The organism is Veillonella sp. T34266-5, from assembly GCF_002959815.1.
Lineage (GTDB): Bacteria > Bacillota > Negativicutes > Veillonellales > Veillonellaceae > Veillonella > Veillonella atypica.
The window spans coordinates 1-25,000 of the sequence record NZ_PPCZ01000018.1; the positions used below are offsets into that span (position 1 = coordinate 1).

The following is a 25,000-nucleotide window of genomic DNA, read 5'->3' on the forward strand; positions in this document are numbered from 1 at the left end:
CGCCTCCATGATGCGTTTAAACTGTATGGACATATCCATTACAATAAACTTAACTTGTACTCGATCTTTATGTTTAAATGATGCAAAATAGCGGATTAATGCTTGCGTATCACGTTTCGGTAAAATATCTAATATTTCATGTGTATCTGGATTGGTTAAATTGACTTGGTATTGATAGCCTTCTGCATTTCCTTTGAATTCATCAATGCCAATAACAGTAGGTAGTGTTCTAGGCTTAGGTATAGTAATCATAGAGCAATAGCGCAATACTGTAGTAATAGATGTATCACACTCTTTAGCAATAGCAGTATAGGTTAAACTTTCAGTAAGTTTATCAAATAGCATTTTAATATTGGTTATACTGAGTTGCATATATTTTCGTACAAATGGATTATTCTCGGCAAAAGAATGCTTACAATGAGGGCAAATATATCGACGTTGTCTGTATTTTCCAATTAATGGTCCTCGTTGTACTTTTCCAAATTTTACCGTACGTATGTGGTAATCTTTAATACGCTCTGTAGTTTCTCCGCATTTTGGGCAAATATGTGGTGTTACCGGTAATTCTATGTCAAAAATAAATGTTCCGTCCAATTCGTAGCTGTTTGTAATAAACTCTTGTTTTACATTATGTAAAAATTCAGTATAATCAGTAGTAGGCATATAAGCTCACATCCTTTCTTTAGGACTTTGACACTTTTATTGTAAAGTATGTGAGTCTTGTATGCTTATTTTTTTGCAAAAAAATAATGTTGGAAGTGACACCGTAGTGGTGTCACCCCAACATTTATTATAGAACCTATTTAATTCCTATAAAGCTGGTATTTTTAAATTGTGTACGATTTGTTATACTGAGTATAGTTATTAATAATAGGACGAAAGGAGCTTGATTATGAAATTAAAAACTCGTGATATTGTATATATAGGTTTTATTGCAGCCTTATGTGCAGTGGCAACAACTATCCGCATTGAAATCCCAGGAGGGGCCATGGTTCATTTAGGATCTGCAGCGCTCTTTACGTCATCCATTCTTTTCGGTGGTCTCTACGGTGGTTTAGGCGCAGCCATTGGTTCCGCTTTGTTTGACCTTTTTGGTGGTCATATGCAGTACATTGTATTCTCTTTCTTTATTAAAGGTATTGCAGGCCTTATTGTAGGTGGTATGACAGCAGGTTACTTGCCACCATCCATTACAAAGCCCACAGCATCCTTTACACGTATTTTGAGTGCTCTTATTATTGGTACAATTTGGACTGCATTTGGCTATTTCTTAGCATGGTGGTTTGTTCTTGAAAGTGCAGCCGTAGCAGCTAGCAAAATTCAATACTCCTTGATTACAAGTGCGGCTGGGATTGTGGTAGCTATTGTATTGACACCTAAATTGCAATCAGTAGTGCGTAGACTGTTCACGAAAAATTAAAAATAAGAGCTCATTAGCATGGTAGTAGTAGCTAATGAGCTCTCTTTTTGTGTTTATAATTTATATCAAATAGTATTGTGCTAGAAATTACAAAGGTCGTTTAGATTTTCTGCCATGGTAGGATGTGTGAAGATTTGATTTTTGAAGTATGTATATGGAATGTTGTTATCCATAGCCATTTTAATGAGGTTAATCAACTCTTCAGCACCTTGAGAATAAAGTGTAGCACCAAGGATTAAATCGTTATCTGCATTTACTACAATTTTAAAAGCACCTTTTAAATAGTCGTTTACATGAGCTCTTGGCATGGTGGCTACGAGCATTTCTTTAGTTTTAACTGTATATCCTTTGTTGATAGCATCTTCTTCTGTGAGACCTACACGAGCCAGTGGCGGTGTTAAAAATGTTGTGTAAGGAATATTTTTGCGATCTTTTAATGTGTATTGGCCATTACCTGTAAGTGCACCAAATACAATGCGGAAGTCATCGAGAGAAATATACGTAAATTGAGGACCACCGTTTACATCGCCTACTGCATATACGCCAGGAACGGAGCTTTCACACGTATCATTAACTACGATAGCACCGCGTTCGTTAGTAGTGATATCCGTATTTTCTAAACCGATGTTAGCTGTATTTGGTTTGCGACCTGTAGCATAGAGAACAGCATCAAAGGTATAGTTCTGATTATTAGCAGTGATAACAGGCTTGTTGCCGTCATTAGATACAGAATTTAGTGTAACAGAGTTTAAAATAGTAATACCTTGTTCTGCTAAGTATTCATTAGCTAATTCTTGAACAATAGGTTCTTCGCGTTTTAAAATGTTATCCTCAATATTGAATACAGTAACCTTTGTACCTAATTTAGCGTATAGGCTAGCAAATTCTAGGCCAATTGGACCGGAGCCAATAATACCTAATGTACTAGGTTGAGGGGATAGATGTTGAATTTCTGTACTATTATAGAAGCCTGTTGCGGTATCGATACCATCAATATTAGGTTTGATGGCTATAGCCCCTGTATTGATGATGATAGTGTCACTAGATAAAACGATTTTATCTTCTCCAGCTGTAACGGCGATTTCTTTATTACTAATGAATTCACCATGTCCAGTATATACATCGACATGTTCATTTGTGTCTAACATAGCGAAGTTTTTATTACGTAAACGAGATGTAACAACCTCACGTTGGTTTAATACTTGATCGTAAGATAAGCCTTTAGATGCGGCTACAATCATCGTCTTTGTAGGAATACATGCAATATTAATGCATGTGCCACCATACATGAGTGGGTTTTCTTCAATCATGGCAACGGCTTTGCCCATAGAGCCAAATTTAGCGGCCAATGTTTTACCAGCCTTGCCGAAACCTAGGACGATAAGATCATAATGTTTGGTATTCATACAATACCTCCTATCTTTTATATTGAAAATATTAGATATAAATATTATAACATATAATTATAGAAATTAAAGAGAAAATAGAAAATAATTATCAATTATTTACATGTTAAGTATTTTTACTTGACACAGTGTTAGTTTTACTGTAGTATATGTAAAGTAATATGACTTGACAGTGATGGAGGTGGCGAAATGGAAGAACGAGTACTTATCAGTTTACTCCTTGATTTCTATGGGCCATTGTTGACGGACAAGCAACGCATGTCCTTACAACTTCACCACGAAGATGATATGTCCCTTGGTGAAATTGCTGAGGAGCTTGGCGTATCTAGACAAGCTGTACATGATAATTTACAGCGTGCACGTCATATTTTGAATGACTATGAATCTAAATTACACTTGGTAGCTCAGTACGAGGCACGCGAACAAGTGATAAATGAATTAAAAGATACGTTGCCGGCGGATGTGCTTTCACAATCGCGGGTACAACAATTATTGACGCAAATGGAGGGATAATATGGCATTCGATAGTTTGTCAGAAAAACTGCAAGACGCCTTTAAATCCTTAAAAGGTAAGGGCAAAATTACAGAAGAAGATGTCAATCTTGCGTTGCGTCAGGTACGAACTGCTCTCTTAGAAGCGGACGTAAACTTTATGGTGGCGAAAGATTTCGTTAAATCCATTAAAGAAAAGGCCCTTGGTGAAGAGGTGTTCGGATCCTTGAACCCAGCTCAAACGGTTATTAAAATCGTTAATGATGAGTTGACAGCGCTCCTAGGTGGTACGCAAAGCCGTATCATGATTTCCAGTAAGCCTCCAACAATTATTATGCTTGTTGGTTTACAAGGTGCTGGTAAAACGACTACGGCTGGTAAATTGGCTGTATACCTTCGCAAACAAGGTAAACATCCAATGCTTGTTGCAGCCGATGTTTATCGTCCAGCAGCGATTAAGCAATTGCAAGTAGTTGGTAAGCAAATCGATATCCCTGTATTTGCTGATGAAACACCAGGAGCTAATCCAGTAGATATTGCGCGTCGTGCCGTAGAGCAAAGCACGCATATGTTGAAAGATGTTGTTATCATCGATACAGCAGGTCGTTTGGCTATTGACGAAGTCCTCATGGACGAGTTGTCCAACATCAAAGCTGCTGTTCGACCTCATGAAATTCTACTCGTTGTAGACTCTATGATTGGTCAGGACGCGGTGACGACAGCACAAACGTTTAATGAAAAATTAGGCGTTGACGGTGTTATCCTTACTAAACTCGATGGTGATGCGCGCGGTGGTGCTGCATTATCCATTAAGGCTGTAACCGGTTTGCCAATCAAGTTTACGGGCGTAAGCGAAAAAATGGATGGTTTCGACGTATTCTATCCAGATCGCATGGCTTCTCGTATCCTTGACTTAGGGGACTTCAAAACTCTTATTGAAAGCGTACAAGGCGCTATCGATGAAGAAGAAGCTCGTGAAATGGCGCAAAAGATGGCGAAAAACAATTTCACCTTAGATGATTTCTTGAAACAGATGAATCAGGTGAGAAAGTTAGGGCCATTGCAAAATATTATTGGTATGTTGCCAGGCATGGGTCAAATTAAAGATCAATTAAAAGACCTTGATTTGAATAGTAAAGAAGTACGTCGCATCGAGGCTATCATTAAATCTATGACGGCTGCAGAACGACAAGATCCAAACATCTTAAATGGTTCTCGTCGTAAGCGTATTGCTTTAGGTTCTGGTACACAAGTACAAGATGTAAATCGTTTATTAAAACAATTCGAAGAAGCGCGAAAGATGATGAAGCGTTTACAAGGATTGCGTGGCGGTAAGGGCGGATTCCCAGGAATGCCAAAATTACCGTTTATGTAATACATGGACAGGGGCGCTGAACCTGTCCAGCACATCATTATAAGGAGGTGAATCCCACATGTTAAAAATTCGTTTGACTCGTTTAGGTGCTAAAAAAGCTCCTTTCTACCGTATCGTAGTTGCTGACGCACGTGCTCCACGTGAAGGTCGTCCTGTTGACACAATTGGTCAATATGATGCTACTAAACAACCAGCTATCGTTAATGTAGACGAAGAAAAAGCTTTGGCTTGGTTAGCTAAAGGTGCTCAGCCTACTGACACTGTTCGCTCCTTGTTCAAAAAACAAGGCGTTATGCAAAAATTTGCAGACGCTAAAAAGTAATTAATAGAGAGGCATACTGTGATGATAGAATTAATTTCATTAATTGCGAAATCATTAGTGAAGCAGCCTGATGCCGTTTCTGTTACCATGGTCCAAAAGGGCAATGTTGAGGTCTATGAACTTCATGTAGCCCCAGAGGATATGGGCAAAGTCATCGGAAAGCAAGGTCGAATTGCAAAAGCGATTCGCTCTGTGGTGAAAGCGGCGGCTATTAAAGAGAACAAAAAGATATCTGTTGATATTGTCTAAAAGGGAGTGTTCCGATGGAAGAAATGACATTACGTGTCCCTGTAGCAGTAAAAGCAAAAGTAACAGAAGATTTGAAAGCGAAAATTGTATCCGATCTTGAAACTCGCCTTGATATGGTGAATAAAGATTTGGAAGCAATTGAGTTTCAAGCTCAACGTATTTTAGCTGATGCAGCGAAAGTTGATGCGTCAAGTCTTACTGCAATTCGTCAACAAATCGACGAAGAGAAAAATAAACGCTTGGCTTTCAAAGAAGAAGTAACAGCTAAATTGAAAGACGCTCAAGAATTGACATTGGGGACTGAAATTCCTCAAGGTACATTAGAGCAAACAGTTACCGTTAAAATCGGGGATAATTTGGATGCCATGATGGGCGCTGAAATCCTATTAGAAGACGGTAAAATCGTTGCGTTTCGTCAATAATGAAGCCTAACGATTTCATCACTATAGGTGTTATCATCGCCCCGCACGGCGTGCGGGGTGATCTTCGTATTATGCCTAGAACCGATTTTCCAGAACGGTTCATGCATATGGATGCCTGTTACATCGATGGTAAAGAATACCACGTTGCATCCGCACGATTTCATAAACAATTCGTATTAGCTTCATTTAAGGAAATTCCAGATCGCAACGCGGCTGAATTATTCGCTAAGAAAGAAATTCAAGTACGTCGTGAAGATTTAGTAGAATTACCAGAAGGTCGCTACTATATCTTTGATATGATTGGCCTCGAGGTACAAGATACAAAGGGCAATGTACTTGGTACATTAACTGATGTATTACAACCAGGAGCTAATGATGTCTATGTGGTTTCCAAAGAAGGGGAACCAGATCAATTGTTTGCAGCCATTGATGATGTTATCATTGACATCGATATGGATAAACGCATGATGATCGTAGATCCGCCTGAGTGGGTATAATCCATTTAGGCGGTTTTTTATATCTATTTATAGGTGTCTTATGATAGAATTAATTATAAGATAGCTATATATAGATATATGATAATAATAAGTGTATTCGGAGGAGGCCTGTTGTGAAAATAGATATTATATCCTTGTTTCCAGAGTTTTTTGATGCCTTCTTTAGTCATTCCATTATAAAACGAGCCATAGAGGCGGGACGGCTAGATATGGCTGTGACGAATCCGCGCGATTTTAGTCATAATAAACATGGACAAGTGGATGATACACCGTATGGTGGTGGGGCAGGCATGCTCATGATGGCGCCTCCTATTTTTGAGGCCGTAGAATCTGCTGCCTCTAATTATGATAGTGCTATTAATGGCAACTATGAAACGGATGAGATGTGTGATGAGATGAGCCTCATTGGTAATCCTGGTGAAAGTATACGTCGTCGCATTGTATTTATGGGGCCTACGGGTCAACCTTTCACACAGGAAAAGGCTAGAGAACTAGCAACTTATGATCAACTGATTCTCGTATGTGGCCATTATGAAGGTGTTGACTATCGTGTAGAGGAGCATCTAGTAGATGAAACCATTTCCATTGGTGACTATGTGTTAACAGGTGGAGAGTTGCCTGCTATGGTCGTAGCTGATGCGGTGGCTCGTATGATTCCTGGCGTATTAGGGGCTGCTAGTGGGGCCCAAGAGGATTCCTTTTATGAGCCTTTATTAGAATGTCCTCAATATACAAAGCCTCCAGAATTCAGAGGATGGGTTGTTCCTGACGTATTGCGTAGCGGTCATCATAAAAACATTGCTACGTGGCGACAAAAGGAAGCCTTAAAGCGGACACGATTGTTGCGGCCCGATTTATTGGAACGACCATTAACAAAAGAGGAAATTAAACTTTTAAAAGAAATTGTTGCAGAAGAGTCTAGGCTATGAATTTTAAGTGTTATGATGTTGTAGAGATTCAGGGAAAGCGATACGTAGTTACTGAAGTTATCTCCTATCAAGAATTCATCATAGAAAAGACAGTGAATTATACTCTTAATGATGAAATGTATAATAATGAACTAGGTACTCATAAAGGGGCTAAGAATTGGACCGAATATGGTCTTATACTATTGGATGGTGAAGATAAAAAATGGCTCACCATTGTAAATGGGGAAAAAGACTATTGTACCTTTTCAGAGACTATTTTACGTTCAACGCCGCCTAAAGGATATAAACTGTACGATAAAGGCTTACAACGCGTCATGTCTGTTGAGGGTGAAAGTAAAGCTAGAAGCGGTGATAAGGCCGATTATAAAGAATATAGATCAATTAAAAAGGATAAAACCTATGTATTCTTTATGGAGGATTGGCACGGAGGTTTAAAGGATCAGGCTCAAGGTGAGCGGATTCGTTTGTCTGATGTACATCGACGGCGAGATCAGGCTGCTCAAGCAGCGAGTAAAAAGATTCGTAATGCAGCGCGCAGAAAAGAATGGACGCGATTGGGTCTGAGTTGGGGAATCATTTTATTCTTTTTGGGATATTTGTTTATAGGAGATATATCTTGGCATGAATTGCGTGATGAAGTGGGATTCCCTTATACCATGGAAGAGCGCATTAAAGATTCCTATTATTATGAACCGCAGGGTACAAAAGACGGTTTGATGGTATATACGTCTAAGCAAGATCCTAATGCAACGGCTATCGACCTTATCGATGCTATATATGGAAAGGTTTACACTATTAAACAAGACACTAAGTCTCCTGAGCGGTGGATTGTTATTTATACGACTAAAGATGTATCTGTTATTAGTGTGGTCAATGGCACTACGTATGTTGAAGTAGGGAAATTAAAAAACTTGTCAGATTCGGAGAATACACGCATAGCGACTATTAGAAATGACAGTGAAATATTGTTACGATATGCGTATATGGTGGAATTAAAGAATAAGCAGGGACGTAAGACATTATCAAATATAATAAAAGATTGATATAGTATTGATTTCAGTTACGAAATCAAACGAAGGAATATTATATGTATGAACCAAGTAAGAATACTGTTTACATAGCCATAGCCTTTACATCTATAGCAGCTCTAGTAGGCGCTTATTCGTATTGGGACGATGTTAGCTATGCTTTGTGTGATGTAGTCAAACCAGAATTAAATAATGGTGAAGTGCGGCTCATAGATGATGAAGGTAAAAGCTATACCTTGATTAATCATGGTGATGGAAAAGAAACTGCGCTCTATGATGATGCTGAGAAGTCTGTTACCTTTCATCGTGATGAGAAGGGTGATATTATATGGGATGCAGGCTTAGCTAGTTTGATTCCGACTTTGGCGGTAGGATACTATGCATTTCATGGTTTTTCAGCTCCAACGGCATATATGGATGCACCCAGTATGACCTATCGCGCTACATCACCTCTTACACCTTTTGATACAAATACAGGCGCTAGTAAATCTAATAGTGCAAGAGTGGCTAGAACTATTAATGAAATGACTAGAAGTCGTTACAATACTAAAACGAGTAATCGAGCACATAGAATTGGTGAAAAGTATGGCTTTGGTAGTGTAGGGGCTCGAACTTCGAGCGGTGCCTCTTAATGAAAGGATGAACAATGAAATCCTATATTGATGAGCTTGATAGAAATATATTTAATTTCGTGGAATATGAAGGGTATGATGATCGATATCCTTCCTTGTCTATGCAGGCCTTTTCATCTGACTTTTACGATGAAATTCGCCATGCTTCGCGTAGACTATTTCAAATATTTTGTAAAGCTGCAAAAGTATTTCAACTGGCACCAGATGACTTTGCTCGAAATATGGATATGCCAGACAATTTAATTCCTTACTTACATAAGTCGAATGCCTTAGGGTTACCGACGTGGTTATCACGCTTTGATTTTGTTCTCGATGTAAATGGCAATTTGCGGATGGTAGAACTTAATGCAGATACGCCATGTTTTCTCATTGAAAGCTATTATGCCAATGAAGTGGCAGCTAATTATGTAGGACGAAAACATCCTAATATAGAATGCCGAAATGAATTACATACATTTTTAAAGCGCATGTATGATGCTGTTTTATCTGCTAAGTATGGTAGAAATCAATATGAATCTATGCGGACAAATAGAGAGAGTCTACCTAAGAATCCCTTTGTATTCTCTTGTTTTCATGATTATTTTGAAGATTATGGAACAACACAGTTTCTTATGAATGAGCTAAAAACAGCCTGTCCTGAGGCAGACACGCGATTCATATCCTTTTATGATATGAAGATTGATGATGAGGGCATTCCTTTAGAAGATGGTAGTCATGCGACTCTATTATATCGATTGCATCCCATGGAACTTTTGATTGATGAACAAACACCTGATAATGAACCTTTGGGTGAGATGTTCTTAGATCTGTACGAGGAGAATAGATTTGCTCTTTTTAATCCGCCAGAGTCCATTATTCTACAAAATAAATCCTTTATGTCCTTAGTATATGCATTGTATTTAACAGATCAATTTTTTACAAAACCAGATCGAGATATCATCGAGCGTTATTTGGCACCATCCTATTTTGAAAATGATTTTTCCGCTCTTGATGATGGCCTTTATATTCAAAAGGAAATTTGGGGCCGTGAAGGAAGGCATGTACAAGTTGTTCAAAAGCGTGGTGATACATCTGAGCTTTACATGGAAAAGCTAGTTGATAACTATGACGATATCGTTTGTCGGGACAGTAAAAAGGTGATGTATCAAGACTTTATACAGCAGAAACGTTTTACTCATACAGTGGATTGTGGAGTGAAAGATGGATTTTTTACCCTATCCTGTTTTATGCTTGGCGATCAAGCCTCCGCAGTAGGGTGCCGTTTTTCCCCAGAAGAGATAGCTGGTACAGAAGCATACTTTGTACCATTACTAATAGAGTAAGAGAAATACTATGTAATTTTTGACCATATAGAGTATGGTTAAACAAAGGATAATAGGTGTACTTCGCAGCAATTGTGGTTATGTCTATTTTAGCGAGGGTGCGTATGGAGTTTAATTGTTATGATGTCTTAGAGGTTCATGGCAGCCGTTATGTAATCACTGAGAAAATTAAATATATAGAGATTATTCCAAAAGCAGATAAGGAACAATCCTATAGGGGCCAGCCGTCTATGACCAAATCACCTGGTGATTATTGGCATGAATATGGACTAGAGGCTGTTGAGGGAATCGATAAAATATGGTTAACCATTGAGTATAATGATAATGAATGGTGTACCGTATCTAGAACATCCTTTCATACACGGCCGGGGAAAGATTTTACATTACATCAAATCGGTTTAGAAAAGGTTGTCGATGTGGATGGTGAAAGTGGTGCCTCCGTAGGGGACCGCGCAGGATATCGAGAATATCAGCTACCTTGTGAAGGTGGTGCTAGTGTATTCTTTGAAGAAGAGTGGTTTGAAGGTAAAAAAATGTTTGCCGAAGGATCACGCGTGCCCTTGGTGAACATTCGTCTTTGTAATGATGCAGCCGCTCAAGCTATTAAGCAAAAGATGCGTAACAAATCAATGAAAAAGAGGTTTGGATCTATTGCTGTTGGCGTGGGGTATGGTGTACTATTTTTACTATTTCTATTTTGGTCGGACAATGATTTGTCTTGGCATAGTATACGCGCTATGTTTGGAGTGCCTTACACGGCAAAAGAACATATGCATGACATATCTGCATATTATACAAAAACAGATTCGGATAGCGACTATGTATACACGTCTACACTAGATCCTGTTAGTACCGCATTAGACTTGATTGATTCTGTGAATGGTGATATTAAGAATGAGCGGGATAACTTAGAAGAGGGACATGAAGTTATCGTATTTTATTCTGGGGACTTGGTGTATCTCATCACTAATACGGATGGACAAACTAGGGTTAAGGTATGTGAACAATCAAAATTAACACAAGAGGATTGGAAAATTATTGATCGTACATTAATCAGCTCTCATATACTCGATAACTATGCGACCATGGTTCGACTAGGGGATAATACGGGACGCGAACGATTGTATCCTACCAGCAACTCTAACAACACATCCAATACAAAATTATATTATTAGGAGGCTTATTATGATTTATATACCAGATGTATTATTGACAATTTTTTATGCTTGCTTTGGCGTTATACTGATGTTAACAGCGAATACGGTTATCGATTTCTTCGTGCCTGGAAAATTTAGTGAAGAAATTAAGCGTGGTAACTGTGCTGTGGCGTGGCTTTCAGCGGGATCATTTATCGGTATCGGTGAAATTTTGCGCGCTGTTATTATGTCACCAGCCGTGACTACGGCTGATACGTCCCTGTTACATGGCATTGTAGCCAGTGTTGTATACGCTGTGCTAGGTATTATACTATTTGTAACGGGCTATATGTTTATCAATATTTGGCATCGTAAATATAAATTATCCGAAGAAATTATGCGTGGTAATACAGCGGCTGGTATTCTTGTATTTGGCATTTTCGTTGGGCTTGCTCTTGTTATTAGCGGTGCTGTGCACTAAGGGAGCGTTTTATGTATAAGCCAAGTAAGAAAACCATATACCTTACAGGTGCTTTCGCCGCAGTTGCTGGTCTTGTAGGTGTGTATTCATACTGGAACGATATCTCCTATGCTGTGTGTGATAAGGTTTATCCAGAGGCAAATGAGGGGGAGGTTCGATTAAAGGATAGTCAAGGTAATCGGTATTCTCTTTTAAACCATGGCGATGGAAAAGAAACCGCCTTGTATGACGATAATCGTTCAGTTACCTTTCACCGTGATAATGGTGGAAACTTAGTGTGGGATGCTGGTTTGGCAAGTTTGTTACCAACTATTGCAGCTGGGTATTATATGTTTCATGGGTTTAATCCTCCTACGGCACGTATGGATGGACGAACTATGACGTATCGCGCGGTATCGCCATTAAAACCGTATGAACAACCTAATGAATATACGTCATCAGGATCAACTATACATGGCTATGGCGGTGGAAGAATCTTTCGTAGTTATGAGAATAATAGAAGTAAGAAAGCATCATCTATAGGGCAAAAGTCTGGCTTTGGTAGTGCTGGTGCGAGGTCTAGTGCTTCGTAATGGATATGGTGGTACTATGTATTGATAAAAGTTGTTTAAGATTTAGGAGATATAGTATTGGCGAATTTATATATTGGACTCGTTCATTATCCTATTATGAATAAACATAAAGAGGTAATAACGACGGCCATTACAAATTATGATATTCACGATATTGCGCGCGCATCTATTACCTATGATGTGTCTAAATATTTTGTGATTCATAATATCCCAGCTCAACGAGAGTTAGCGGCTACCATTATGGAACATTGGAAATCTGGTTTTGGTAGTACTTATAATCCAGATAGAAAAGATGCTTTCACAGGCGTTGAACTCGTTAATTCTATCGCTGTGGCAGTGCGTACTATCGAGGAATTAGAAGGGGTGAAACCCATCATAGCAACTACCGATGCTCGGACCTATGATAATACAATTTCCTATGCACGGATGCGTGAACATCTTGAAAATGAGGGCCGCCCTGTGTTAGTATTATTTGGTACCGGTTATGGTATGACAAAAGAAACGATGGAAAGCTTTGACTATATTTTAGAACCTATATATGGCCACGGTGAATACAATCATTTATCTGTGCGTAGTGCCGTTTCAATCATCTTAGATCGATTACGGGGCGAAGCATGGTGGAATAAATAGGAGGCGTCTATGTCAGGACATTCAAAATGGGCAAATATTAAACATAAAAAAGGTAAAACCGATGCATTGAAGGCTAAATTGGCTACGAAAATCGGTCGTGAAATTACCGTAGCAGCACGTATGGGTGGTGCAGATCCAACAGGTAATATGCGTTTGAAATTGGCTTTACAAAAAGCTCGTGAAAACAACATTCCTAAGGATAATATTCAACGTGCTATCGACAAGGGCGTTGGCGCTACGGATATGAACGCATACGAAGAAATCGTATATGAAGGTTACGGCCCTGCAGGCGTTGCCGTTACTGTAGAGGTTATGACGGATAATCGTAACCGCGCGGCTGCTGATGTGCGTCATGCTTTCTCTAAACAAGGTGGTAACCTTGGTGAAAGCGGTTGTGTAGGCTGGATGTTTAAATCTAAAGGCGTATTCGTTATCGATAAAGAAGGTCACGATGAAGATGAATTGACATTGTTGGCTCTTGATGCGGGTGCTGAAGACCTCAAAGCAGAAGATGATGTATTTGAAATCTATACAACACCAGAAGATTTCGATGCAGTAGAACAAGCATTGGCTGATGCGGGCATCGAAACTGAAGTGGCGAAGATTACCATGATCCCAGATACAACTATCGAATTATCTGGTGACGACGCTGTAAAAATGCAAAAAATGCTCGATGTTTTGGATGACCTTGATGACGTACAAAATGTATATCACAATGGTATTTTGCCAGACGACGAAGAAGAATAATAGAAATAGGGAGTGCTCTAGGAGCACTCCTCATTTTTTGTCTTTATCTGCTTTCTCCTTGTAAAAAGGTAATAAAAATATCGTGATTTCATGAATTTCGATGTTCTAATATGCTATAATAAAATAGATTATGAGTGTTACGAGGTAAGCTTTGGCTTATCTCATTTTTAAACTGAGGGGGATGGAGTGCGGATTATAGGAATCGACCCAGGTACGGCAATTTGTGGCTATGGCATTATTGACGTGCAGGGAAGCAAACTAACGCCAGTAGCCTATGGGGCTATTACGACCCCTAAGGAACTGACAGATGCACAGCGTTTAGAAATCTTATTTAATGATTTAAGCGATATTTTAGAGGAATATAAGCCAGATAAGTTTGGTGTAGAGGAACTCTTTTTTAATCGTAATGTAACGACGGCGATTAAGGTAGGTCAAGCTCGTGGGGTTATATTGCTGGCCGCTGAGCAACAGCGCATACCTATATATGAATATACGCCATTACAAATTAAACAGGCTGTTACCGGTTATGGTAAAGCTGATAAAAATCAGGTCATTTATATGACCATGAATATTTTGGGAATTCGTGAGAAAATTAAGCCCGATGATACGGCCGATGCATTGGCTGTAGCTATCTGTACGGCGCATAGTTCTCACCAAGATAGATTGATGAGGTTAGTTAAATGATAGGGTATGTACGAGGCATTGTAACACATCTATTCAAGGAGTCTTGTTATGTAGATGTACATGGTGTAGGGTACCGTGTATATGTGCCAACCACGACACGACAACAATTAATAGAAGGTCAAGAGGCTACATTGTTTACCTATCTCAATGTCCGAGAAGACGCGATGCAGTTGTACGGATTTTGGACAGAAGAAGAGTATGAGCTTTTTATTTTGCTCATTTCTGTTTCTGGTATTGGTCCAAAGGTCGGTTTAGGCATATTGTCTGGCATGACACCAGAGGCTTTCAAATTGGCTGTCATTAATGGACAGGTACAACAGTTAACCAAATTACCGGGGATAGGGAAAAAATCGGCAGAGCGTCTTGTTTTAGAATTAAAAGATAAGTTGGTTAAAATGACACAGATTAGTGTTGAAACCCCTGCGGCAATTCAGCCTATCGGTGTTTCTCATAGCGGGCCAAGTGGTGAGGCTATTGAAGCGCTTGTGTCATTAGGATATGCTCAAAGGGATGTAGAAACCCTTGTTGAATCCTTAAACGATGGTTCAAAAGATGTATCTGCATTGATAAAAGCTTGTTTAGTTGAACTTGGGAAAGGACGTTAGCCATGAACGAAGAAGTACGCCTCGTAGGCGGCGGTGATCGCGAAGAGGACATGTGGCAATATAGTCTGCGACCTAAGTATTTTAATGAGTATATTGGCCAACGAGAGGCTAAGGATAACCTGAATATTTATATTCAAGCTACTAAACAGCGTGGTGAAGCCTTAGATCATGTTCTGTTATATGGTCCTCCAGGGCTAGGTAAGACCACATTAGCTGGCATTATTGCTAATGAACTGGGTGTTAATTTTCGTATAACATCAGGTCCTGCTATAGAAAAGGCCGGCGATTTAGCTGCTATTTTGACGAATCTTGATGAACATGATGTATTGTTTATCGACGAGATTCATCGCCTGTCACGCAGTGTAGAAGAGGTATTGTACTCTGCCATGGAGGATTATGCCTTAGATATTATCATTGGTAAGGGACCAAGTGCTCGTTCTGTCCGTATTGATTTGCCGAAATTTACCTTGGTTGGTGCTACGACACGGGCAGGTGCATTGGCTGCTCCATTGCGTGATCGCTTTGGCATTGTAAGTCGCTTGGAATATTACAAACAAGAAGAGTTAGAATTTATCGTAACTCGTGCAGCGGATATTTTGAATATCGGTATTGAGCAGGCTGGTGCTAGTGAAATAGCTCGTCGCTCGAGAGGCACACCGCGTATTGCGAATCGTTTGTTGAAACGGGTTCGCGATTTTGCACAAGTTGTGGGGGATGGCGTTATTACTGCGGATATTGCAGATGAGGCGCTAAAACGTCTACATGTGGATAAGATGGGACTTGATCGCATTGATAGACGTGTGTTGAAGTGTATTATTGAGAATTATGATGGTGGTCCGGTGGGGATAGAAACAATAGCGGCTGCTGTCAGTGAAGAGAGAGATACCATCGAAGATGTGTATGAACCATATTTGATGCAATTGGGATTTTTAGGTAGAACACCGCGGGGACGTGTGGCTACCAAATTGGCTTATGATCATCTCGGTATTTCGCAAACAGGGAAATAAAATGAAAAAGAAACAATTACCATTAATGATTATGACAACATTATTGTTAGGCATTCATAGCTTTGGAACTGTTGAGGCTGCGCAGGTAGCGGGTAAATCGGGGACAAAACCTATTGTTGCAAAATCCTCAACAGCTGTGTCGGGAAAGGCTCCTGTGAAAGCTGTGCGTGGAACTATTGGGAAATCCACGTTTAAACCGCTTGTTACAAAACCGGCGCCAAAGGTTACTGCATCTACGACAGTTAGACCAAAGGTTACGGCGTCTACAACTGTTAAACCAAAAGTTAGCGCGACGCCAAGTGTAAAATCAAAGGTTGCGACTACAACTGCTATAAAGCCTAAGGCCACAGTTCCTGCTGCGCCTTCTCGTGCAACGGCTGCAGTGGTGACGAAGAATCAAGTAGAACAAGCTACAACGCGCGTTCGTGTAGAAAATACACCAGATGTACGCGTTTTACTGGGCAGTAGTCGTCAAGATGCCTCCGTATCGAGTGCAAATGGTGTAACCGTTCTAACTAGCAATAATGGTAAGGTTGGTAGCCATAAGGTTGTATCCGTAGGTGTACGGGGCAATAAGATTGCTGTTAATGGCAAAGCTCTTGATTCTGTTGTTACATTGAAACCATCTAGTGGTGATATTTTTACTTTTGAAGGAAAATCATATAGAGGGGTCCTTACATTACGTGCCAATAATGGGGCCATGATGGTTATTAATGCAGTACCGTTGGAGTCGTACTTATATGGCGTTGTTCCACAAGAGGCTATTCCATCTTGGCCTGCAGCTGCCTTGGAAGCACAAGCAGTGGCAGCCCGTACATATGCACTTCATACGATGGAGCAAAATAAGAATCAACTCTATGATGTGAGTACCTCTACAGACCATCAGGTATATGGTGGTGTAAGTGGTGAAACGCAAAGTACTACGGCAGCTGTAAATCATACAAAGGGTATTGTTATGTTATATAATAATCGCCCTATTAATGCATTGTTCCATTCTGATGGCGGTGGCTACACAGAGGATAGCGTCAATGTGTGGGGCAATGATATTCCCTACTTGAAAGGTGTTAAAGATTTTTCAAATAGCAATTCTAGTGCGTCAAACTGGACAGTATCTACGAGTCGTAGCGCCTTAGAGGGCAAGTTAAATGCTGCTAGTAAGGGCGTGGGTAAGTTGAAGAGTATTCAATTGACACCATTGGGAAATCCTGGTAAGGCTACAGCCGATAGAGGCGTATCTGGGCGTATTAAATCGGCGACCTTTGTAGGTACTGCGGGTAAGGTTACGGTAAGCGGTGATGATTTGAGGGGCATGTTAGGTTTAAAGTCAACATTATTTGATTTTTATGTCAATCAAAATCCAGCAAGTTCAACCGGTAAGTCATATCATACTTTCACAGGCAAGAATGATACAGTGTACATTAAAGGTCATGGGTGGGGCCATGGTCTTGGTATGTCACAATGGGGCGCCGCTGAAATGGCGAAACGAGCTGGTGCGGGGGATACCAATTATTATCAAACAATTTTAAGACATTACTATAGTGGTATTACATTGAAAAAAATGTATTAAGGATAAAAATGAAAGTTACAGATTTTGATTATGATTTACCAGAGGAGCTTATTGCTCAACATCCTGTAGAGCCACGCGACACATCGCGTTTGCTTACATTGGATAAAATAACTGGTGAATATACACATAAAGCGCATTTTTACGATTTACTTGATGAATTACATAAAGGCGATGTGCTCGTATTTAATAATACGAAGGTTATTCCTGCTAGATTGTATGGTCATCGCGAAGGTTCTGGTGGAAAGGTTGAGGTTTTACTACTAACACCGTGTGGAGAAAATCGCTGGAAATGTTTAGTTAAGCCTGGCAAGAAATGTCCGATTGGACAGGTTATTGTGTTTGATGACCGTTTGAAAGCGACTGTTTTGGATAAAACCGACTTTGGCGGTCGTATTGTGGAATTTACGTGCGATGGAGTATTTGACGATATAATTCAAGATATCGGTGAAATGCCATTGCCTCCTTATATTCATGAAAAATTGGAGGATAAGGACCGTTATCAAACGGTGTATGCAAAGGAAAAGGGATCTGCTGCTGCACCAACAGCAGGGCTGCATTTTACGCCTGAATTATTAGAAAAAATTAAAGCAAAGGGTGTAGAACTTGAGTTTGTTACGCTTCATGTTGGATTAGGTACATTTAGACCGGTATCTGTAGAAACTATAGAAGATCACGATATGCACAGTGAATTCTACAGCGTATCCGAAGATACAGCTCGTCGTATTAATGAAGCAAAATCGAAGGGGAAGCGTATTATAGCAGTAGGTACTACGTCGATTCGCACCTTAGAATCAGCCTCTACCGATGATGGAGTATTACATGCTACGAGTGGATGGACTAAAATCTTTATCTATCCAGGTTATAAATTTAAAATGGTAGATGCACTAGTAACAAATTTCCATTTGCCACAATCAACATTATTGATGCTTATTAGTGCACTAGCTGGTCGTGAACATTGTTTAGCGGCTTATAAAGCAGCTGTAAAAGAACGATATCGATTCTTCAGTTTTGGCGATGCTATGTTTATACGTTAGGAGTTTTTATGCCGAGTATTACATATGAATTACAGAAAACCTGTCCTCATACGGGTGCCCGTGCGGGCTTGTTACATACGCCACATGGCACGTATGAAACACCTATGTTTATGCCCGTTGGGACACAGGCGACAGTAAAAACGATGACGCCAGAAGAGTTAAAGGCCATTGGGTCACAAGTGATTTTAAGCAACACCTATCATTTGTTCTTAAGACCTGGCCCTGAGCTCGTAGAGGAAGCTGGTGGTCTTCATAAATTTATGAACTGGGATCAAGCAATCCTTACGGATAGCGGTGGTTTCCAAGTATTTAGCTTAGGCGATATGCGTAAGATTACAGAGGAAGGCGTAACATTTAGATCTCATATCGATGGATCCAAACAATTTCTTTCCCCAGAAGTAGCAACCAAAGTACAGGAACAACTTGGCTCCGATATTGCGATGGCCTTTGATGAATGTATTCCTTATCCTGCAGAACATGATTATGCGAAATGCTCTACTGCGCGTACTACGCGTTGGGCACATCGATGCCAAGAGGCTCGTCATGCTCATGATAGACAAGGTATGTTCGGTATTGTACAAGGCGGTATGTATAAGGATTTGCGCAAACAAAGTGCAGCAGAATTAGTTGCGATGGACTTTGAAGGATACAGTATTGGTGGTTTATCTGTAGGTGAACCACATGACTTGATGAATGAAATCCTCGAATATACAACAACTTTGTTGCCAACCAACAAAGCTCGCTATTTGATGGGCGTTGGTACAGCCGACTGTTTGGTAGAGGGGGTAGCACGTGGTATTGATATGTTTGACTGCGTATATCCTACACGCGTTGCACGAAATGGAATGGCTATGACTTGGCATGGGCGCCTCAATATACGAAACGCTCAATATGCACATGATTGGGGTCCTCTTGAAGAAGGTTGTCAATGTTATACCTGTAAAAATTATTCTCGTGCTTATTTACGACACTTATATAAGGCGGAAGAAATTTTAGCATTGAGACTCGTTACATATCATAATTTATATTTCTTATTAGAGTTTATGCGTCAAATGCGTAAAGCTATTTTAGAAGATCGATTTCCTCAATTTAGAATGCAATTTTGGGATAACTTTAATAAATAATATAAAAAAACTAGTCAAATTCATTTTGAATAGATATACTTATAAAGATAAGATGAATTTTAGTGAGGAGGATTACCCATGGGTGATATTGAACAAATTTTACAAACCAGCTGGCCGATTCTTTTAATGGTCGTTATTTTCTATTTCTTATTGTGGCGTCCACAAAAGAAACAACAAAAAGAACGCGCTAATTTATTAGGTAGTTTGAAAAAAGGCCAAAAAATTGTGACTATTGGTGGTATCTATGGCGAAATCATCGAACTTGATGATGAAAAAGTTAAGGTACAAGTAGCGGAAAAAGTAGAAATGACATTTGCTCGTACTGCTATCGCATCCGTAGTTTCTAAAAAAAATAAGGAAACTAAGTAATGAAAACAAAAGAAGCAGTGCGCCAGGCGTGCAAGTCCCAGCGCGCTGCTTTATCTATTGAAGATTGTGAATCGTGGGCCGCAATGTTGTGCGACGAGATTGTTCATCTGCCTCAGTATGAACAGGCACAATCGATTATGGCCTATTTGGCAATGCCGAAAGAAGCCAACTTGGATGATGTTATAGAACATGCTTTACAGTCAGGTAAACGAGTTTATGTACCTGTATGTGTTGATAAGACTACGATGATTGCCGTGCGACTACATAATTTAGACGATGTCGTACGAGGTGTTTTAAATATCCGTGTGCCTAAAGAACCATATGAGATAATTGATCCTACTGACATTGATTTAGTATTAGTGCCTGGTGCAGGATTTGATAGATATGGTGGGCGTATGGGAATGGGAAATGGCTATTACGACCGTTTTTTAAAGAAACTTTCGCCGACGTACTATATCGGTGTTGCATGGAACGCGCAAATTTTGGATGAGCCTATACCGATGGAACGCTATGATCAACGTATGCCTGCTATCGTTACAGAGCAGGGTGTAATTCATGTTAATTAGAAGGGAGCAACAATTTTGAGAGGCAAGGCTATAGTTAAATTCTTAGTCGTTATTGCTGCTATCATTGGTTGTTTTGCGTATTTTATTGGGCCTTTAGCAGGTTCATTAAAACAAGGCCTTGATTTGCAAGGTGGTACGCATATCGTGCTAGAAGCAGAGGATACTGAACATGGCACAGCAGATAATGATGCGGTAGAACGAGCAAAACAAATTCTTGAACGACGCATTAATGAAATGGGTTTGTCTGAACCTATTGTACAACGGGAAGGTGCAAAACGTATTATCATTGAATTACCAGGTGTTAAAGATCCTGATGAAGCAATGAAACGTATCGGTAAAACAGCGGTCCTTGAATTTAAAAATGAAAAGGGCGAAACCGTTATGACCGGTGATGACCTAAAAGATGCAAAAGAAGAAATGGGACAAAATAAACAACCTCTAGTTGCTATCGAGCTTAGTGATGAAGGGGCAAAGAAATTTGCTGATTTAACATCTAAAAATATTGGTCGTCATATTTCCATTACTCTTGATGGTGAAGTATTAACAAACCCTGTAGTTCAACAAGCTATTACCGGTGGTAAAGCGACTATTTCAGGTAGTAAATCCTTAGATGAAGCTAAAGACTTGGCAATTCTATTACGTTCTGGTGCATTACCTGTAAAAATCAATGTTCTTGAAGTGCGTACGGTAGGTCCTTCTTTAGGTCAAGACTCTAAGGATAAATCTGTTGTTGCCTTTGGTGCTGGTATTGCCATGATTATGGTATTTTTGCTTGTTTTATACCGCCTATCCGGTTTTGTAGCAAATCTAGCATTGCTTGTTTATGTTATGTTATTATTACTCGTGTTGGGTAAAGGCTTTAATGCAACCATGACCTTGCCGGGCATTGCGGGTATTATCTTATCCATGGGTGTCGCGGTAGATGCGAACATCCTTATCTTTGAACGTTTTAAGGAAGAGGTTTTCTCTGGTAAATCCATGCGTGTTGCCATGGAAGCCGGTTTTAAACGTGCTCTTTCCACAATTACTGATGCGAACGTATCCGTTATTATCACAGCCGGTATCTTGACCGTATTAGGTTCTGGTCCGGTGAGAGGATTCGCAATCAGCTTAGGTGTAGGTGTTGTGGTAAGTATGTTTACAGCGATTACAGTGAGTCATTTCTTGCTTCGCCTATTAATTGATTGTAACTTTACTAATCATCCATTCTGGTTTGGTGCCAATATTTCACCAAGTAAAAGTTCTGATGATTTCGCACCAAAATCTTTGAAAGGAGGTAAGCGCAAATGAGTTTCAACGTAATTAGACATCATCGTTGGTGGTTTGTGATTTCCTCCATTTTAGTAATTATTAGTTTGATTTCTATTTTTACAAAAGGGTTTAACTTTGGTATCGATTATACGGGTGGTACCATTGTAGAGGTTCAATTCACGAAACCTGTAGAAGTCAGCCAAGTGCGTGATGTATTGAAAACATTTAACCTTGAAAATGCACAAATTCAGCTTTCTGGAGATACTGCAGAAACAGCAGGGGAAGATGTTATGATTCGTACTCGTAACCTGGAACCTAGTGAAAGTGCAGCTGTAGTAGAAAAATTGAACAGTGATATCGGTGAAAACACGGTAAAACGTATTGAAACTGTAGGTGCTGTTATCGGTTCTGAAGTAACACAACATGCACTTTTAAATCTTGTTATCGCCTTTGCTGTATTGGCGCTCTATATTTCGTATCGTTTTGAATATAGAATAGCTGCATCTGCATTGACTGCCATTTTCCATGATTTAATTATGGTATTAGGTGTATTCTCCTTCTTCCAATTAGAAATTGATGCATCTTTCTTGGCAGCCATCTTAACCGTAGTTGGTTATTCTATGAACGAATCTGTAGTTATCTTTGACCGCGTTCGTGAAAACGCTCATACTCATAAACGTACTGATACATTTGAAGACTTGGCGAATGCTTCTATTGCGCAAAGTATTCATCGTAGTATCTATACATTAGCGACTGTAATGTTTGCTTGCGTATCTCTATTCGTATTTGGTGGGGATACGACGAAAAACTTTGCTCTTTGTATGATTATTGGTTTTGCCAGTGGTGCATACTCCTCCATTTGTGTCGCTACATCTTTATGGGTACTTTGGAAAAATAGAAATAAGAATGACATTCGCAATCAATAATTTGATTGTTATTGTGAAAGCTTTAAACCCTAATCGCATTTATTGCGATTGGGGTTTTTCTTATGAGTAAGATCATTGTGATTCAAAGAGAAATAACATACAATAAATACTATATAAGATTTTAAGTAGAAAGAGTGAGATAGTGAGTTCAGAACGTTTATGGAGTCCTGCTTTTATCAATTATGGTGTAAGTAGTGGCATTTTTTATATGACCCAATATGTCTTAGTTGCGGCATTGCCCATCATCTTAACAGCTGAATTAGGTGGTACCGCTTTAGATGCGGGATTGGCTATGACATATTTTCAAATCGGTACCATTCTATGCCGTCCTTTTGCAGGACGTTTAATTGATGGGTTGGATAAACGCATAATTTTATTGATCTCATCTGCATTATTTTTTGTTATTATGGAGTTGTTTAATTTAACCACATCGTTACAAACGATTTTTGTGCTACGGGGCTTGCATGGTGCTATATTTGCATTAGGTACTACTGTTATGGCAGCACTGGCCGTAGTTGTTTTGCCCGCTTCTCGCAAAGGAGAAGGCATCAATATGTTTGCTGTATTTTCAAATATTGCGATGGTGTTAGGCCCCGCTATTGGTTTATATGCATTACAAGCCTATGGAAGTTCAGCATTATATATTTTCTTGACAGGAATGACTGCTTTGGCCCTTATTTTAAGTAATATTATTCGATTACCTAAAGAACTAGCAAAACCTAAGCAGAAAAGTAGCAAGGGCTGGCATATATCCCAGTTCATTGAAAAACGAAGTCTGCCATGGGCTTTAATGGGATTATTTATTGGATTCACCTATTCTGGTGTACTTGTATTTATACCTATTGAGCTCAATAGTATGGGCGCAGGCGTTTGGGGGAGTGTATTCTTTGCATTGTTTGCACTTATGATAATTATTAGCCGTCCCTTAGTTGGAAAGGTGTATGCAAGATTTGGCTCAAAATTTGTCATTTACCCAGGCGTAGCTCTTTTTATATTAGGCTTATCTGCTCTAGGTATTGTAATGACACCTATTGGGATAATCTGTACGGCTCCATTATTAGGGCTTGGATATGGTGCTGCGCAGCCTGCATTCCAAGCATTAGCAGTGCAATCGGCACCGATAGAGCGAGCAGGCGTATCTACAGCAACGTATTTTTTGGCCCTTGATATAGCGGTAGGTGCAGGATCAGTTGTGCTAGCTTTGATTGCAAATGCTTTAGGGTATCAATATTTATATCAAATTACGGCTCTTATTATGGTAGCAGCTTTAGCTCTCTATCATTTTGTAATTAGAAAACATTCATATATAGCAGAATAGTAATTATAAAAACACGTATTTGCTTTAGTATTTATTAACAATAATTTATTAGAATACTAAGCAAATACGTGTTTTTTATATGTCATCATAAGAGGATGGAATCAAGATAAATGGGCGAACGTTTGGTATATAAATGAGTAAACGTGTAGCAGTTAAATGAGATATAAATGAAATTGTTGAAAGTGTTCAAAAACTGGTTGACGTTTTCTTTGTTTATGATATACTAATACAAGTCGTTAGGACACAGCGTAATTCGAATGACAGCACATCATTAAAACAGTTGAATTTAATTCAAAAAAGTTTTAAAAAGTGCTTGACGAAATACTCTGAACTTGGTATTATAATCAAGTCGCTAGCGCACGACAGTGACTAGCAAACAGATCTTTGAAAACTGAACAATGATAGGTAATCAATCATATGATTGAACATATGCCAGAGTGCGGGTTTTGACATAGTCAAAACCAACCATAATTCAAAGTTACTTAACAGTAACGACAACACATAATGAGCTATTCAAATAGCTTCAAGATATCTTGGAGAGTTTGATCCTGGCTCAGGACGAACGCTGGCGGCGTGCTTAACACATGCAAGTCGAACGAAGAGCGATGGAAGCTTGCTTCTATCAATCTTAGTGGCGAACGGGTGAGTAACGCGTAATCAACCTGCCCTTCAGAGGGGGACAACAGTTGGAAACGACTGCTAATACCGCATACGATCCAATCTCGGCATCGGGACTGGATGAAAGGTGGCCTCTATTTATAAGCTATCACTGAAGGAGGGGATTGCGTCTGATTAGCTAGTTGGAGGGGTAACGGCCCACCAAGGCGATGATCAGTAGCCGGTCTGAGAGGATGAACGGCCACATTGGGACTGAGACACGGCCCAGACT

Annotated in this window: 29 protein-coding genes and 1 rRNA gene (1 of these 30 cut by a window edge); 28 read left to right on the forward strand and 2 right to left on the reverse strand. The window is 39.6% G+C overall.

Annotation, left to right across the window (positions count from 1 at the left end):
* Positions 1–663: transposase (locus tag VIHSUH07_RS06485; protein WP_146104944.1), on the reverse strand; the 663-nt coding region annotated here is incomplete at its 3' end.
* A gap of 229 nt (positions 664–892) precedes the next feature.
* On the opposite strand from VIHSUH07_RS06485, the gene VIHSUH07_RS06490 reads away from it, so the two are divergent.
* Complete coding sequence (locus VIHSUH07_RS06490) at positions 893–1,420, forward strand: ECF transporter S component (protein WP_105084332.1); 528 nt, start codon at positions 893–895, stop codon at positions 1,418–1,420.
* 80 nt (positions 1,421–1,500) lie between these two features.
* Here VIHSUH07_RS06490 and VIHSUH07_RS06495 read toward each other — a convergent pair whose 3' ends face one another.
* Positions 1,501–2,826, reverse strand: coding sequence for an FAD-containing oxidoreductase (locus VIHSUH07_RS06495; protein WP_105084333.1), 1,326 nt, complete (start codon positions 2,824–2,826; stop codon positions 1,501–1,503).
* A gap of 189 nt (positions 2,827–3,015) precedes the next feature.
* On the opposite strand from VIHSUH07_RS06495, the gene ylxM reads away from it, so the two are divergent.
* The 27 genes from ylxM to VIHSUH07_RS06630 all read left to right on the forward strand — a co-directional run.
* Entirely contained in the window at positions 3,016–3,339 is a 324-nt protein-coding gene (ylxM, locus tag VIHSUH07_RS06500) for a YlxM family DNA-binding protein (RefSeq protein WP_005382996.1), read from the forward strand.
* Between the two features lies 1 nt (position 3,340).
* Positions 3,341–4,693, forward strand: coding sequence for a signal recognition particle protein (gene ffh / locus VIHSUH07_RS06505; protein WP_009661458.1), 1,353 nt, complete (start codon positions 3,341–3,343; stop codon positions 4,691–4,693).
* A gap of 58 nt (positions 4,694–4,751) precedes the next feature.
* Positions 4,752–5,015, forward strand: coding sequence for a 30S ribosomal protein S16 (gene rpsP / locus VIHSUH07_RS06510; protein ID WP_004695565.1), 264 nt, complete (start codon positions 4,752–4,754; stop codon positions 5,013–5,015).
* A 21-nt stretch (positions 5,016–5,036) separates the two neighbouring features.
* The gene (locus VIHSUH07_RS06515) at positions 5,037–5,264 is read left to right on the forward strand and encodes a KH domain-containing protein (protein WP_004695567.1); all 228 of its coding nucleotides are present in this window, start codon (positions 5,037–5,039) and stop codon (positions 5,262–5,264) included.
* Between the two features lie 14 nt (positions 5,265–5,278).
* On the forward strand, positions 5,279–5,686 hold the full coding sequence (locus VIHSUH07_RS06520; RefSeq protein ID WP_105084334.1) for a YlqD family protein: 408 nt from the start codon (positions 5,279–5,281) through the stop codon (positions 5,684–5,686).
* Entirely contained in the window at positions 5,686–6,183 is a 498-nt protein-coding gene (gene rimM / locus VIHSUH07_RS06525; RefSeq protein ID WP_105084335.1) for a ribosome maturation factor RimM, read from the forward strand. The genes VIHSUH07_RS06520 and rimM overlap by 1 nt, the downstream gene beginning before the upstream one ends.
* Before the next feature lie 113 nt (positions 6,184–6,296).
* On the forward strand, positions 6,297–7,112 hold the full coding sequence (gene trmD, locus VIHSUH07_RS06530) for a tRNA (guanosine(37)-N1)-methyltransferase TrmD (RefSeq protein WP_105084336.1): 816 nt from the start codon (positions 6,297–6,299) through the stop codon (positions 7,110–7,112).
* Positions 7,109–8,155 carry a DUF4178 domain-containing protein gene (locus VIHSUH07_RS06535; protein ID WP_105084337.1) on the forward strand — a complete coding sequence of 349 codons (1,047 nt, stop codon included), beginning with the start codon at positions 7,109–7,111 and terminating at the stop codon, positions 8,153–8,155. The genes trmD and VIHSUH07_RS06535 overlap by 4 nt, the downstream gene beginning before the upstream one ends.
* Before the next feature lie 44 nt (positions 8,156–8,199).
* A complete protein-coding gene (locus tag VIHSUH07_RS06540) occupies positions 8,200–8,772 on the forward strand; it encodes a hypothetical protein (protein ID WP_105084338.1) in 573 nt (190 codons plus the stop codon).
* A gap of 14 nt (positions 8,773–8,786) precedes the next feature.
* Complete coding sequence (locus VIHSUH07_RS06545; protein WP_105084339.1) at positions 8,787–10,094, forward strand: glutathionylspermidine synthase family protein; 1,308 nt, start codon at positions 8,787–8,789, stop codon at positions 10,092–10,094.
* Between the two features lie 104 nt (positions 10,095–10,198).
* Positions 10,199–11,269 (forward strand): hypothetical protein, encoded by a 1,071-nt coding sequence (locus VIHSUH07_RS06550; protein WP_105084340.1) that lies wholly within the window; start codon positions 10,199–10,201, stop codon positions 11,267–11,269.
* A 10-nt stretch (positions 11,270–11,279) separates the two neighbouring features.
* Positions 11,280–11,711 (forward strand): DUF350 domain-containing protein, encoded by a 432-nt coding sequence (locus VIHSUH07_RS06555; RefSeq protein WP_009661466.1) that lies wholly within the window; start codon positions 11,280–11,282, stop codon positions 11,709–11,711.
* 11 nt (positions 11,712–11,722) lie between these two features.
* Positions 11,723–12,283: a hypothetical protein gene (locus VIHSUH07_RS06560; RefSeq protein WP_105084341.1), complete on the forward strand. Its 561-nt coding sequence runs from the start codon at positions 11,723–11,725 to the stop codon at positions 12,281–12,283.
* Positions 12,284–12,340: 57 nt separating this feature from the next.
* Positions 12,341–12,913: an RNA methyltransferase gene (locus VIHSUH07_RS06565; RefSeq protein WP_009661492.1), complete on the forward strand. Its 573-nt coding sequence runs from the start codon at positions 12,341–12,343 to the stop codon at positions 12,911–12,913.
* Between the two features lie 9 nt (positions 12,914–12,922).
* A complete protein-coding gene (locus VIHSUH07_RS06570; protein ID WP_009661479.1) occupies positions 12,923–13,660 on the forward strand; it encodes a YebC/PmpR family DNA-binding transcriptional regulator in 738 nt (245 codons plus the stop codon).
* A 186-nt stretch (positions 13,661–13,846) separates the two neighbouring features.
* Positions 13,847–14,344 (forward strand): crossover junction endodeoxyribonuclease RuvC, encoded by a 498-nt coding sequence (ruvC, locus tag VIHSUH07_RS06575; RefSeq protein ID WP_105084342.1) that lies wholly within the window; start codon positions 13,847–13,849, stop codon positions 14,342–14,344.
* On the forward strand, positions 14,341–14,949 hold the full coding sequence (ruvA, locus tag VIHSUH07_RS06580) for a Holliday junction branch migration protein RuvA (RefSeq protein WP_105084343.1): 609 nt from the start codon (positions 14,341–14,343) through the stop codon (positions 14,947–14,949). Before ruvC ends, ruvA begins: the two co-directional genes overlap by 4 nt.
* Positions 14,950–14,951: 2 nt before the next feature.
* Positions 14,952–15,956: a Holliday junction branch migration DNA helicase RuvB gene (ruvB, locus tag VIHSUH07_RS06585; protein ID WP_105084344.1), complete on the forward strand. Its 1,005-nt coding sequence runs from the start codon at positions 14,952–14,954 to the stop codon at positions 15,954–15,956.
* A 1-nt stretch (position 15,957) separates the two neighbouring features.
* Positions 15,958–17,523, forward strand: a complete 1,566-nt coding sequence (locus VIHSUH07_RS06590) for a SpoIID/LytB domain-containing protein (RefSeq protein WP_105084345.1) — start codon at positions 15,958–15,960, stop codon at positions 17,521–17,523.
* Positions 17,524–17,531: 8 nt separating this feature from the next.
* Positions 17,532–18,557, forward strand: a complete 1,026-nt coding sequence (gene queA, locus VIHSUH07_RS06595; protein WP_105084346.1) for a tRNA preQ1(34) S-adenosylmethionine ribosyltransferase-isomerase QueA — start codon at positions 17,532–17,534, stop codon at positions 18,555–18,557.
* A gap of 8 nt (positions 18,558–18,565) precedes the next feature.
* Positions 18,566–19,681, forward strand: coding sequence for a tRNA guanosine(34) transglycosylase Tgt (tgt, locus tag VIHSUH07_RS06600; RefSeq protein WP_105084347.1), 1,116 nt, complete (start codon positions 18,566–18,568; stop codon positions 19,679–19,681).
* Positions 19,682–19,759: 78 nt separating this feature from the next.
* Complete coding sequence (gene yajC / locus VIHSUH07_RS06605; RefSeq protein WP_105084348.1) at positions 19,760–20,050, forward strand: preprotein translocase subunit YajC; 291 nt, start codon at positions 19,760–19,762, stop codon at positions 20,048–20,050.
* Positions 20,050–20,616: a 5-formyltetrahydrofolate cyclo-ligase gene (locus VIHSUH07_RS06610; RefSeq protein ID WP_105084349.1), complete on the forward strand. Its 567-nt coding sequence runs from the start codon at positions 20,050–20,052 to the stop codon at positions 20,614–20,616. Before yajC ends, VIHSUH07_RS06610 begins: the two co-directional genes overlap by 1 nt.
* A 15-nt stretch (positions 20,617–20,631) precedes the next feature.
* Positions 20,632–21,906, forward strand: a complete 1,275-nt coding sequence (gene secD / locus VIHSUH07_RS06615) for a protein translocase subunit SecD (protein ID WP_105084350.1) — start codon at positions 20,632–20,634, stop codon at positions 21,904–21,906.
* The gene (gene secF, locus VIHSUH07_RS06620) at positions 21,903–22,793 is read left to right on the forward strand and encodes a protein translocase subunit SecF (RefSeq protein WP_105084351.1); all 891 of its coding nucleotides are present in this window, start codon (positions 21,903–21,905) and stop codon (positions 22,791–22,793) included. The genes secD and secF overlap by 4 nt, the downstream gene beginning before the upstream one ends.
* A 142-nt stretch (positions 22,794–22,935) precedes the next feature.
* Positions 22,936–24,111, forward strand: a complete 1,176-nt coding sequence (locus VIHSUH07_RS06625; protein WP_105084352.1) for an MFS transporter — start codon at positions 22,936–22,938, stop codon at positions 24,109–24,111.
* Between the two features lie 530 nt (positions 24,112–24,641).
* A 16S ribosomal RNA gene (locus VIHSUH07_RS06630) occupies positions 24,642–25,000 on the forward strand; it runs 1,204 nt beyond the window's last position.